The sequence below is a fragment of the Pseudomonadota bacterium genome, assembly GCA_039193195.1.
Lineage (GTDB): Bacteria > Pseudomonadota > Gammaproteobacteria > Steroidobacterales > JBCBZW01 > JBCBZW01.
Genome location: JBCCWS010000003.1, coordinates 83,483 through 96,521 on the forward strand (window position 1 = coordinate 83,483; position 13,039 = coordinate 96,521).

At 65.1% G+C, this 13,039-nt stretch carries 7 protein-coding genes; 2 read left to right on the forward strand and 5 right to left on the reverse strand.

What is annotated here, in order from left to right; genetic code table 11:
* Nucleotides 1-12 precede the first annotated feature (12 nt).
* Both AAGA68_04725 and AAGA68_04730 read right to left on the reverse strand, forming a co-directional pair.
* Nucleotides 13-1,998: a CRTAC1 family protein gene (locus AAGA68_04725; GenBank protein MEM9384341.1), complete on the reverse strand. Its 1,986-nt coding sequence runs from the start codon at nt 1,996-1,998 to the stop codon at nt 13-15.
* A gap of 151 nt (nt 1,999-2,149) precedes the next feature.
* On the reverse strand, nt 2,150-3,178 hold the full coding sequence (locus AAGA68_04730; GenBank protein ID MEM9384342.1) for an LD-carboxypeptidase: 1,029 nt from the start codon (nt 3,176-3,178) through the stop codon (nt 2,150-2,152).
* 281 nt (nt 3,179-3,459) lie between these two features.
* Here AAGA68_04730 and AAGA68_04735 point away from each other — a divergent pair, with 281 nt between their 5' ends.
* Both AAGA68_04735 and AAGA68_04740 read left to right on the forward strand, forming a co-directional pair.
* Complete coding sequence (locus AAGA68_04735; GenBank protein ID MEM9384343.1) at nt 3,460-6,078, forward strand: S8 family serine peptidase; 2,619 nt, start codon at nt 3,460-3,462, stop codon at nt 6,076-6,078.
* 147 nt (nt 6,079-6,225) lie between these two features.
* Entirely contained in the window at nt 6,226-7,410 is a 1,185-nt protein-coding gene (locus AAGA68_04740) for a hypothetical protein (protein ID MEM9384344.1), read from the forward strand.
* 69 nt (nt 7,411-7,479) lie between these two features.
* On the opposite strand, the gene AAGA68_04745 is transcribed toward AAGA68_04740, so the two are convergent.
* The 3 genes from AAGA68_04745 to AAGA68_04755 all read right to left on the reverse strand — a co-directional run bounded on the left by AAGA68_04745 (nt 7,480) and on the right by AAGA68_04755 (nt 13,025).
* Nucleotides 7,480-8,373, reverse strand: coding sequence for a fructose bisphosphate aldolase (locus AAGA68_04745; GenBank protein ID MEM9384345.1), 894 nt, complete (start codon nt 8,371-8,373; stop codon nt 7,480-7,482).
* Nucleotides 8,374-8,497: 124 nt separating this feature from the next.
* Entirely contained in the window at nt 8,498-11,863 is a 3,366-nt protein-coding gene (locus AAGA68_04750) for a putative Ig domain-containing protein (protein MEM9384346.1), read from the reverse strand.
* Nucleotides 11,864-12,059: 196 nt separating this feature from the next.
* Complete coding sequence (locus AAGA68_04755; GenBank protein MEM9384347.1) at nt 12,060-13,025, reverse strand: ornithine cyclodeaminase family protein; 966 nt, start codon at nt 13,023-13,025, stop codon at nt 12,060-12,062.
* Nucleotides 13,026-13,039 lie beyond the last annotated feature (14 nt).

Here is a 13,039-nt window from a genome sequence, read left to right on the forward strand (position 1 = left end):
CCAGCCAACCTGCTACGGAGCCACGAGGTTGATGTCTACGTGATCTTGCTGCGTGAGCACGTCGGGGAACTCCCCTGAGCGCACAATGATGCGGTGACGCCCAAGCTGCGTATTAGGTGTGGTGGGCAAGGCAACGGCGAAGGAGAAGGACTGGCCCGCACCGAGGCTAAGCTCGCGGGCTTCGCGCAAGACGACCTCGGCCCCCGCCGGCGTCTGGCGCAGAATCCACAGCTCGCGGGTCTGCGTGCTGGCGCTGTGGTTGCGCACGGTCAACTCCAAGGAGAAGGTCTCGCCGGCAGGCCCCGTCACCTGCTCGTCTGAGGCGAAGCGTGCTGAGAGTAGGGGTTCGATAAAGGTCTCCGTGCGATCCAGGGAAACGTCGAGCACCTCGGTCTCGATGCCGCTCGGGAATACCGCATTGATATCCGCTCGATCTTCCGAGCCGGTCCCGAAGTGCACCTGCAGCGTGTTTCGACCCGCGTAGCCAGAACCACCGTCCACCTCTCGAATCAGTTCGGCACCCGTCGCTGTGGTCAGGCGCAGACGGGTCCCAATCCCGTCGCGGTTGGACAGGGTACCCTCCACGCGCACCTTCACCCAGTGCGCCTCGTCCCCGGCCGGATTTAGGTCGTTTCGATACAGCGTGTTGGTGCCTTCGAAGGTGGAGAACAGCAGATCGAGATCACCATCATCGTCGACGTCCGTCACAGCGGAGCCGCGGTACAGCTTCTGGGCCGTCAAACCCACTTGCTCGTGGACTTCGGGGAAGGTGCTAGGCCAGTTGTTCAGGTACAGGTAGACCGGGTTCTCGTGCTGGTAGTCCGCGCCGCCGAAGGTCGCCGGGAATTTCTCGATCGGCACGCCCCCGTTGACGACGATCAGGTCCTCCCAGCCGTCGTGGTCGAGATCGAACAGCCCCGTGCCCCAGCCGACGAGCCCACGCCCGCCGAAGATGTCCTGATCGTTGGCGTCCACGCCGAGAAACTTCGCGACGTTGGCAAAGATCAGATCGAAGGGATCACCCGAAGCGAAGTCGTTGGAGCCCACGTCCGTCGAGTAGTAGTCGAAGGAGCCGTTGCGATTGATATCGCCGACGGCGATGCCCATCCCCGCTTGGGGGTAGTCGAAGGAGACCGCGTCGCTTACGTCCGTGAAGGTCCAGGACAGGACGCCGGGACCATCATTGCGGAACAAGCGGTTCGGTACTCCGGTACCGCTCTGCGTACCGAAATCGTTGATTACGGCGAGGTCAGCGTCGCCATCGTTGTCGAAGTCCGTAAAGGTGGCGGCCAGGGCACAGCCCGCCGACTCGGGGAGTCCGGATAGGGCGATGCCCGTGCCAGGTCCCACGTCCGTAAAGGTGCCGTCGCCATTGTTGTGCCATAGGTAGTCCGGCGTGCAGGTAACGGGCAAAAACCCGTTCTCCGGGCTCTCCGGGGGCACGATGTGGTTGCCGACGAACACATCGAGAAAGCCATCCGCATCGAAGTCACCGAAGGTGATGACACCCGTGGTGCGCGCCCCGTCGTTGGCGAGGCCGGCGCTCTCGGTGATGTCGATGAAGCGCAGCTCACCGTCAACGAGGCTGTTGGCGTACAGGCGATTTTGCCCCTTGTTGCCGACGAACAGATCTTGATCGCCATCGTTGTCGATGTCCGCCGCCCCCACTGCGAAGCTGACGCCGGTACAGTCGTCGGCGCCAGCGGCACCTATAACTTCCGTAAACTGTCCCTGCCCATCGTTGAGGTACAAGCGATTGCAGCCAACCATCTGCGTGGTGTAGAGGTCATCGTCGCCGTCGCCATCTACGTCCAGCCAGGCGGCACCGGCGCCAATCGGCACCTGATGGTCCCCGGTCTGGAAGAACTCCACGCCCGCACTCGCCGTGACATCAGTGAACTGCAGCTGCGCCCACGCTGTGCAGTAGGCCAGTGTCAGAAACGACACCGCTGCCGAGCCAGCACCTACGGGCACCCGCTTCTTTGACATAATCGACATCAACACTGCCCTCGCCTAGCATCGTTGTTATTCGATCGGTGTTGAGGTGCCGCGTCCCTAGTGCAGCACCGTGACCTTCGATCCTAGCAACAAGGATTGCCGGAGGCGATATCCACAGGCTGAGAACCGGTGACGGGTGTGCGATGCGCCGTTAGCCCACTGGCGCGACGGCGCTCTCCAGCAGGCGAATCGTGCCGAGGTCCGCATCGATCTCGGCACTCAAGCCGAGGGGCAGCACAAACTGCTTAGGGATGTGGCCGATCATGCTACCGCTGAAGGCCGGCACGCGCAGGGGCTCGATGTGGCGGGCCAGCACCTCCTCGAGCGTGAGCGAGCCGTAGTCGGTGCCAGGTCCGCAGTCCGTGCAGCGGCCGAAGACGATCCCGGCGACACGGTCGAGGATCCCGGAGAGCTTCAGCTGCGTGAGCATACGGTCGACGCGATAGACCGCCTCGCCCACGTCTTCCAGGAACAGCATGGCACCGCCAAAGTCCGGTACGTAAGCTGAGCCGATGATCGCAGTGAGCACGGTGAGGTTGCCGCCTAGCAGCGGCCCCTGGGCCTTGCCGCCACAAAGCGAGCGGATACGGTGGGCGACGGGCACCAGCGTGTCCTTGGGAGCGCCCGCGGGGTTGCGCATGGTCACGGCTTCACCCGCCATCACAACCCGCTGGAAGTACCGCGCAGAGAAGCGATCCAGGGGCGACGGCCCATGGAAGGTCACGAGCCCCGTGCGCTGGTGGACGCCGTTGATCAGCGCGGTCGCATCGCTGTAACCGAGGAGCACCTTCGGATTGTTGGCGATCATGTCGTAGTCGAGTAAGGGGAGCAATCGAGCCGATCCCCACCCGCCACGCGCAAAGATCATCCGGACCGAGGGGTCCGCGAAGAACCCATTGATGTCCGATGCTCGAGCCTCATCCTCGCCGGCGAAGTAGCCCAAGCGATCATAGAAATGCTCGCCGAGCACCACTTCGAGACCGAGCGACTCGAGGGCTTCCTGCATGATTTCGATCGGCGCACGCTTGAAGGCAGCAGTTGCTGGATTCACCAGGCCCACGCGATCGCCGACGCGCAACGGCGGCGCCTTGATCAGGGGGCGCCGCGGGGGCGTGACCGCTCCGACCGACGCCCACGCGAGGGCCGAGGCAGCAGTGGCGAGGAACTGGCGGCGTTGCATAAGCGAGGGTCCCAAAGCGATCGGCAGGGTCAGCGAGGGCTATTACTCTACCGCCGCGGACGGAGGCGACAAGGCGAGACGCAAGGGAGCGACCTACGCGCTCGCCACGCTTGCGCGCGGCGTTCGGTCAAGAAGAACGGCGTAATGAGCACTTTACCGTGCGATTACTTGAACACATTCACACTTGGATCTGAGGAGCGCGTCGCAAAGACACCGCCGGGATTCATGGCCCCTGATGAAATACGTGCATCTTCAGGCACACACCTTTGGGGCTGATCAACGTGAATAAGAGTACTTCCCTCGGGATCGCCGTCGTCGTCGCCATCTCGGCGGCTACCGCACTGTCACCACGCGCACCCTCGGATCCAACCGAGGCACAAGCGCTGTTTGCAGCCACCGATATAGCGCCTGGAGCGCACGCGGGAGGTTCGCTGGACCCCATGGTGCCTGGCGCCGAAGCGAGCTTCGAATCTGCTGGCTTTCCCTGGTCCCAGCGTACGGGCGACGTGCCAGACCTAGAGGCCCCGCCCTCCGGTGCGATCGACACCCTGCCTGGCGACCCGGTGGGTGATACCGCCCAGGGCACCCAGCGCAGCGCCGCTCGTGATGGCGTCACCCCGAGTGTCAGCGACAAGATCGGTCCAGCGCTCGCCGCCGTGCTCGCCATGGGTGGAGATCAGCGGGTGAACCTCGTTGCGTACCTGGACGACCGACCGGAGCTGTTCGACGCGCAGAGACTGGCAGCCCTTGGCGGTGTGGTCACGCAGGAGTTCGACGCGCTGAACATGCGGGCCGTCAGCCTGCCGGCGAACTCCCTCGAGGCGCTGGCGATGGACCCGCACGTTGCCGGTCTATCGCTGGATCGGGAAGTGCTCGGCGCCTCTACTGCCTCGCGCCGTACGAACAAGGCCCCCCAAGCCAACAGTCCCAACGCCCAGTACCGCGGCAACGGCGTCAACGTGGCTGTGGTCGACTCGGGCGTGGGCTTCCATGGAGACCTCGACAACGTCGAGCGCATCCACTTAGTAACGCCTTACACGCGTGCCGCTAACGGCGTACGCCACGACCAGGCAGCCGAGGCCCTGTACATCTTCGACGAAGGCCAGGGCCGGCGAGTCTTCGACCGCTCCGCCAGCCCCGGTGAGACGCCCGCTGACCTGCTCTTCGAGAACACAAACTACGAGTGGGAAGAGCGCACCGCTGAGATCGACGGCGCCACACGCGCCACTGCCGCGACAGGCAGCGATCGTATCTTCAACGCGTGCCGCGCTAGCAACGAGATCTCCCTCGAAGCCTGGGTGAAGCCGCAGACGCTAGGTCAAGGTGGCCCTGCGCGAATCATCACCTTCTCCCTGAACGCCGGCCATCGTAACTTCACGCTCGCGCAGGACGGCAATCGCTACGTCATGCGCCTACGTACGACCACGACTGGCAACAACGGCGTAGGCCGCCAGCTGTACAGTCCATCCAACGCTGTCAATACCGACCTTCAACACGTGGTAGCCGTCCGCGATGCTCAGGGCAACGCGCGCCTCTACGTCGATGGGCAGCAGCGCGCAGTCGAGACCATCAGCGGCGATTTCTCCAACTGGAATCCCAACTTCAAGCTTGCGATCGCCAATGAGTTCAGCACGCAAGCGGACAACGGCAATCGCGACTGGCAGGGCGAGTACCACCTCGCCGCCGTCCACTGCGACGCGCTCAGCCCGAATCAGGTGCTCGACCACTACAACGCTGGCCCCGATGCCTACGTCACCGACCACGACCCGAACGGTCACGGCACCCACGTGGCAGGCATCGTCGCGGCCGATGGCGACAGCTCCAACGGCACGCACCGCAGTGCGGCCTCTGAGGCGAAGGTCTACTCTCTGCGGATGCTCGACGAGAATGGCCGCGGCAGCCTGTCCGGCGCCCTAGCCGCGATGGAATGGCTCCTGCAGCACGGCACGGAGCATGACATCAAGGTGGCCAACCTCTCCTTCGGCATGCCCGTCCTGCGATCCAACCGCGTCGATCCGCTAGTTCAGGCGGTGGAGGCAGTGTGGGATTCGGGCATCACCGTGGTCGTATCCGCAGGCAACTACGGCCGCGACGGGCACATGACCATCACCAGCCCGGGCAACTCGCGCAAGGTCATCACCGTGGGCTCGCTCACGGACAACGGCACGGGCTTCAACCCGCTCGACGACTTCCCCTCCACCTACTCCTCGCAGGGACCGACGGCGATCGACTTCGTGCTCAAGCCCGATCTCGTGGCAGCGGGCAATCGGGTGATCTCCACGATCACCGACAACAGCAGGCTGCGCAGCGACCTGTCCGATCGCGTCGTGCCCTGCACGAGCAGCAGCTGCCAGGGTGACTACCTGGAGATGTCGGGCACCAGCATGGCCGCCCCGGCCGTCGCTGCTGCCGCCGCCATGATGCTGCAGAAGGACTCGTCCCTAACGCCGGACACGATCAAGGCTCGCCTAATGCGCTCTTCGAAGAAGATCGATGGTGGCCCGACGAAGGTGGGTGCAGGTCTTCTGGACATCGAGGCCGCCCTCGACGACCAGGGTACGGTCAGTGCAAACGCCCTGTCGCCCCTGATGGCGCGCTCAGCTGACGGCACGGTGATGCTGGTGGAGAACACGGCGCAGCTGTGGGGCGATGCCAGCTGGAGCTCAGCGTACCTCTGGAGCGACGGCTATCTCTGGTCCGACGGCTACCTCTGGAGCGATGGCTACCTCTGGTCCGATGCCTACCTCTGGAGCGATGGCTACCTCTGGTCCGATGCCTACCTCTGGAGCGATGGCTACCTCTGGTCCGACGCCTACCTGTGGAGCGACGCCTACTTGTGGTCCGACAGTGTGGCGGATGAGGACGGTCTACGCCTGAACGGTGCCCTCAACGACGACTAATCCTTGAGCGTTGAGCAAGGCACGGGTCTCGCGAGCACGCGCTCGCGGGACCTCTTGCACTACACCCTTTCGCCGCGCGAGCAGCAGGATTAGCATCGGACGCCGTAGAGGCGAGCGGCCGTGTGATCGCCGCGAGGAGCTCACCGGTTGACTGCCCCCCCGAACCGCCACCACCGCGGCAAGCTGATCTTCCTTGGCCCCGACTGCACGGACAGCCGCGTCGCCAAGCGCATCCATGCCTTCGCGGATCAGGGCTTCGAGGTCATCGCCCTCACCTTCCGCCGTCAGCGCTACAACCGAGACCTCGAGCCGGACTGGCACAACGTCGATCTGGGGACGATTCGCGACCGCGCTTACCTCGACCGACTGCTGCCCCTACTGCGCGCTGTTGGACGCATCCGCAAGACCTTGCGCCAATCGCCCGACGTCCGGGCGGTCTACGCAGTCAATCTCGATCTGCTACTACTAGCGATAGGTGCGGCAGTGGGCCGATCGGCGTTTCCCCCTATCGCCTACGAAGTGGCGGACATTCAGCCAGCCCTGACGCGCAACTCGCTCCGCAGCAAGTGCCTGCGCGCGATGGAGCGCTGGGCCCTCAAGCGCGTGGCCCGGCTGGTCGTCACCTCCCCGCGGTTCATCGAGGCCTACTTTGCACCTCGCCACGGCTTCAACGGTGCCTGGAGTTTGCTCGAGAACAAGCTATACCCGCCAGTCCCCGCGCCGACGACGGCGCCGGTGCCCCACACGCGAGGGGCAGACACGGGCGCGCCACCCACCTGGACCATCGGCTACTTCGGTGCCATCCGATGCGAGCGCTCGATGCAGATGCTGCAGTCCCTCAGCGACGACGCGGTGGCGAGGGTTTGCTGCCGATTCCATGGCTACCCGACGCGCCTCGACGCAGGGCAGTTCTCAGCTCAGGTGCAAGCTAACGCGCGTATGCACTACGGCGGCGAATACGCCCACCCCGAAGACCTTCCACGGCTATACGAAGACATCGATTTCACTTGGGCCTTCGAGCTGGTCAACGAGGCACACAACAGCCGCTGGCTGCTCCCGAACCGCCTGTACGAAGGAGGCTATTACGGCCGCCCTTTGCTGGCACCGCGACACTTCATGATCGGCGAAATGGTCGATGCGCTAGGGATCGGCTGGACCTTCGAGCCTCCTTATGAAGAGGGCCTTCGCACCTTCTTCCGCTCGCTGACGCGACAGGCCTACGAGGCCAAACGGCAACGACTGGCGCAGCTCGACCCGGACCGTTTCTTGGGTGTTCGCCAGTATGCACAGCTAGCGGATCGACTGGCTGGCGGCACCGGCGATGAGGTCTGAGTGACACGCCCCGCTAGCCCCAGGGCGTGAAGGTTGAGGCGATGATCGCCTCTCGAGCGTACGCGGATACTAGGTCTTGGAGGCCTCGAAGATGCTCTGGATGGACCCATCCATGGTGCTGTTGAAGTCCTCATCGGACTGTTGCGCGGAAAGGCCTTCGCTCAGGGCGCGCGAGAAGCTCGCTACCATACCGTTCTGGCGACCTAAGCGAGCGTTCGCCTCCTCACGGCTATAGCCACCGGACAGGGCCACCACCTTCAGCACCCGCGGGTGGGCGATGCAGTCGGCGTAGAGGTTGTCCTGCTCCGGCAGGGTCAGCTTCAGCATCACCAGCTCATCGTCACCGAGCGCATCGAGGTGCTGCACAATGTTGGCGTGCAGGATCTCTTCGGCACCCGCCTTGTCCGGGCAGTGGATGTCCACCTCCGGTTCGATAATGGGCACGAGGCCCGCGGCGACGATCTGCTTGCCCACGGCGAACTGCTGCTCGACGATGGCCGCGATGCCCTCGCCGTTGGCCTGCTTCACCACCGAGCGCATCTTGGTACCGAACATGCCCTTGGCCTTGCCTCGCGCCAGGAGCTCATCGAGGCCCGGCATGGGCTTCATCAGTTGCACGCCCTGCGACTGCTCGGCGAGACCCTTGTCCACCTTGAGCAGGGGCACCACATTTTTCTCCTCCCAGAGATACTCACCGGTGGGGCGACCGTCGATCTCCCGATCCATGGTCATCTCGAAGAGGATGGCGGCGAGGATGCGATCGCCGTTGAAGGCGGGCGCAGTGATGATGCGCGTGCGCATCTGGTGCACGAGGTCGAACATCCCCTCGTCGCTTGACCAGGCATCCTCGGCCACGCCGTACAGGCGCAGCGCCTTCGGCGTGCTGCCGCCACTCTGGTCGAGGGCGGCGATGAAACCATCGGCGCTTTGGAATTTGGCTTTCTGCTGCTCGAAGTTGCTCACGACAGGGGTGCCTCTGCTTGAGATAAAGTTCGCGATGAAAACGAAACCAAGGTCGCCATTGTACCTGGAGTTCCTCCAACGCGCGGCAGCGAGACGGTTGCTGCCGCCCCGGCGGCAGGGGCGTTCAATCCTCGAGAAAGCCCACGTTGCGCGCGTCCTGAAGCTCGGCGGGGTAATCGTCGAGGGTCTGCAGGTCGATGCGGTTCAAGCGCGGCGGCACGCGCACCTGACGGCCTTCCCCGCCCATGCCGTCGTCGAAGAGGCTGAACTCGAACTCGAGCACGGTGCCAACATCGGCCTCGACATCGTAGTCGAGCAGCTCCCAGGTGAGGTCACGATCGAATAGGGCGAAGTCACCGGTAAGCACGATCTGCGCGGTGTCGGCGGAGCTGGTGTAGGTCCAGGTGCCGGCGGTCTCGAAGCAGCCGCGCGAGTCGTCGCTCAGGCAGGTCGCCGGCCCCGGTTCGAACAGGCGCGCGCTAAGGTCGGCGCTGAACAGGTAGCCGGACACACGCTGCGGGTCGGGCAAGCCGTCGGCTCGGTAAATGCTGCTGCGATCGACCCGTTCCCCGCCGAAGTTGGGCTCGGCGGTGACCGGTGCCCAGTAGTTCGGCTCCGCGGCCAGCAGATCCTCGAGGAGGTTCACCCCATCGTTGCGCTGGCGAGCCATCCAGTCGGTGAAGCGCAGCATCACCTCGCCGTCCACCTCGTAGGTGACCAGCACGAACTCGATATCGAACAGGCGTCGCAAACGCTGGTAGGTGAAGCGCTCGGTCGTTCCCTCCTCATCCTCGCTCGTGAGCACGAGCGCGCCGTCGACCAGGTTCCAGGCGAAGTCGAGGTCGCTCAGGGGGCCGACCGTGGTGCGTCCGTCCTGGCGCAGGGTGAACAAGTCCACGGCGATGCCAGGTGCCGTGTCGAAGCTGCCGCCGAGGTCGTAGCGCACGGGCACGGCCCAGGCCTGCAGGGAGACCACGTCGTCGGCGAGATCGCCCTCGCGCGCCGTCGCCGGCGAGATCACCCGCGTCAACTCACTCGCGCGCGTCCCGCTCGGCAGGTCTCCCGGCCACTCGAGATCGGTGAGCACCTGATCCAAGTCGCTCACTTCGCTCTCCTCGACGATCGCCTGCACATCGCCATCGACGCTGCTCACGGCCTGGGCCGTGCGCGAGGCGAGGCGCGTGCGCACCGGCAGGGGATCGGGGACCGGGTCGCCGTCCACGAGCGCTTGGGTGATAAAGTCGACGACTTCTTGATCGAAGCCGAACTCAGAGACCAGATCGTTACGATCCGCCAAGACGACATCGGTGGTGGTAGCCACCGCGAGCGCGTCGGCCTCCCCGAAAGTCAACGAAAGTGTTTGGTCCATCAAGGCCCAGGTAAGCGAGATCGCGTCCGTGCGCACCTTTTGGGCGCGCGCGCCGAGGGCCTCGTAGCGCTGGCGGTAGAAGGTTCCAGTGCCACCGTCCGCAAGGTCAACCACGGACTTCACCGCGATGTCGCGTAGGAGATGATCGGGCGCCGACTCGTCCGCCCAGACGCGCGTGCCTGCAAGCGTGGCCGCATCGAAGCCGGCGACCACATTGCCGTCGGCCAAAGTGTCGGCCTGGGCATCCGCTAGCGCCTGGGCGAAGGCGTCCGTGCGAACGCCATCGGCATCCTGCAGACCTTGCGCCTCCAGCAGGGCGGCGATCGCCTCTTGGCGCGACTCCATACCGTCCGGGAGCAGCAGTCCGAGCACGGTCTCACCGTCGGGCACAGCGATCAGCCCGTCGTCGGCGATGGCCTTGATCAAAGCGGCCGTGTCGAGGAGCAACTGCAACGGGATGGCGGTCTCGGCGCGCGCCAGGGTTTCGGCGTCGGTCGCGGCGGCGCCGCCGTTGAAATCCGGTAACAGCAGATCGCGGGCCGTGCTCACGTGGGTCACGTTCAGGCGTGGAAACTCGCTCGCCCCGAGAGTCTCGTCCGCGCCGGCGGCCTCGACCAGCTGGGCGAGGCTGCCCAGCACGGAGACGAGCTCCACCTGTTCCTGACCGGCCGCCATGCCGAAGGCGCGCAGGGTCACCAGCGCATCCGCATCGAACTCCCCTTCCCGACGCTGCAAGGTGATCGTGTAGTTACCGCTGCCGTCCGCGGTGGCTTCGAAGTCATCGCCGTCGAAGCTGCCGAAGATGGCGGCATCGGCGACCGGCGCGTCGGTCACCACGCCGGAAATCATCACCGTCGTGATGTCCACCACGGTGATCGTGAAGGGATCGAGACTGGCGGTGCTCATGCCGTCGCCCACGCTGATCGTGACGTCCGCGTACTCGCCCTGGTCCGTGTTGGAGGGGGTGCCGGTCAGGGCGCCGGTGTCCGGATCGAAGCTCGCCCAAGAGGGCGTATTAGCGATTGAAAAAGTTAGGTTATCGCTCACGTCGACGTCGCTCGCCGAAGGCGTGAAGGCGTAGGTGGCGCCCTCATCCACGGTGGTCGGTGCAACTCCCGTGATTTGCGGCGCATCGTTGGTGTTCAGCACCTCGAGCGTAAAGGGGGCGCTAGAGGTGGTGTCCACGCCGTCGGAGACGCTGACGACGATACCGGCGGTAATGCCCACGTCGTCATTGGTCGGCGCGCCGGAAAGCTCACCGGTGGCCGGGTCCAGGGTCGCCCACGCGGGGGCGTTGGCGATGGAGAAGGTGACCGTATCGCCGTCGGCGTCCGTAGCGTTGAACTGGAAGGCGAAGGCAGCGTCTTCTGTGGCCGTCGCCGGGAGGGCGCCGACGAGCTCGGGCGCATCGTTCACGTTGACCACTTCCAGCGTGACGCCCGCACTGCTGGTGGTGGCAGTGCCGTCACTGACCGTCACGATGACGTCTGTGGTGACGCCCACGTCGGCGTTGGTCGGCGTACCGCTCAAAGCACCAGTCATCGGGTCGACCAGCAACCAAATTGGGGCATTTCGCAGACCGAAGGTCAGCGCATCTGCGTCCGCGTCGATGGCGGTGAGCTGGAAGGTGAAGGGATCATCTTCCGTCGCCATCGTGGGCAAGGCCGCGCTGGTGAAGACGGGGGCGTCATTCACGTTCACCACTTCCACGCTGAAGGGCGCGCTCGTTGCGGAGAGCTCACCATCGCTCACGCTAACCGTAACGTCCGCGCTCACCCCGACATCTGCGTTACCAGGCTGGCCGGAGAGGTCGCCGGTGGCGGCATCGAGCATGAGCCAGGCGGGCGCGCCATCGATGGTAAAGGACAGGGTGTCGCCATCCGCATCGTTGGCGGTAAAGGAGAATGCGTACTGGGCATCTTGATCCACCATCGCTGGCGGCGTGCCGCTGATCGTGGGCGCCGAGTTGGTGGGGGGTGGGGGCGGCGCTGGATTACCGCCGCCTCCGCCGCCTCCGCCACAACCGGCAAGCACTAGGGCCAATACGAACATCCCGATCGTCCCCGCGCGCGACATGGTCGACGCCTTCACAGCCGCTGTTGCGGTCTTCTTCTCGTTCATGATAGGTAACGCCTGAATTAGCTCAAACTTTAGAAGGCCGTAGTGTACCGGAGGCGAGCGGAGCACGCGGGTACCAACATAAGCCATTGACTTAGCAGGCGTGTCGATCGACTAGGGGGGCCGCCGGCCTAGCTCGCCGACGCCCTCGACACTATGCAAGGTCCGTTTTGCGCACGGGCGGGCGACATATGCGCGCCTAGGCGGCACCGCGTACGCAGAGCTCGGCCGCAGCAAGGTCCTGCAGGGCAGTGCCGACGGACTTGTACAGGGTGATCTCGCCCGCGCTACGGCGCAGGCATCCATCACCGGCGCACATCTGGTACAGATCGCCCGCTACCGAATCGAAGGAAAACGCACCGGCGGATATCGCCTGCAGGAGATCACCCGCCTCATCGCGCGCGCCCTCCCAGGTGTCGATGAACACCCGATCGGCCCGCGCGACGAGCGCCGGGTCCGCCTCACACATAGCGGGCGTGTAAGCCCCCACAAGATCGACGTGCGTACCCTCCTGCACCCAATCGCCGCGTAGGAGCGGTGACCGGGCCGACGTGGCAGCGCTGATGATGTCCGCGCCCGCCGCGCCGCTCGCCACATCGGACACGGTCGTGCACCGCTGCCCCTCGCCTAGGTCCGCCGTGATGGCGTCCGCCAAGGCTTGCGCCCGCTCCGGCCGACGCCCCCATACGCGCACCTCTCGGATCGGCCTCACCGCGCAGTGCGCGCTTACCAGCTGCCGCGCCACTCGACCCGTGCCGATGATAAAGAGCGTGTGCGAGTCCTCGCGCGAGAGGTAGCGCGATGCCAAGGCCGAGGCGGCCGCAGTGCGTCGGGCGGTGAGCTCCCCGGCGTCGAGAAGGGCCCGCGGTACGCCCGTACCGGGCTCGAACAGGAGATAGACACCGTGCAAGGTGGGCAACCCAACGGATGCATTGGCTGAGGACAGGGCTGCCACCTTGAGCCCAAAGGCACCGCCCCGACCGTGCCAGGCGGGCATCAGCAGCAAGGTGAGATCCTCGTCACTCGGCTGGGCACTGGGTACCGCGTGGTGGTGGCGCGTCGGCGAGACGCCTTCGGCCCGGAAGGCGTCGCGGATCGCATCGATCATGGGCACCCAGGGCGTCCCCTGAACCACCGCTTGCGCGTCGAACACCCGCAGCTCCATCGCAACACTCCTCG

What these genes read in the sequence shown, in the direction of transcription:
- AAGA68_04725 (MEM9384341.1), bottom strand. Translation starts at nt 1,998, where the DNA reads ATGTCGATTATGTCAAAGAAGCGGGTGCCCGTAGGTGCTGGCTCGGCA.
- AAGA68_04750 (MEM9384346.1), bottom strand. Translation starts at nt 11,863, where the DNA reads ATGAACGAGAAGAAGACCGCAACAGCGGCTGTGAAGGCGTCGACCATG.
- AAGA68_04730 (MEM9384342.1), bottom strand. Translation starts at nt 3,178, where the DNA reads ATGCAACGCCGCCAGTTCCTCGCCACTGCTGCCTCGGCCCTCGCGTGG.
- AAGA68_04755 (MEM9384347.1), bottom strand. Translation starts at nt 13,025, where the DNA reads ATGGAGCTGCGGGTGTTCGACGCGCAAGCGGTGGTTCAGGGGACGCCC.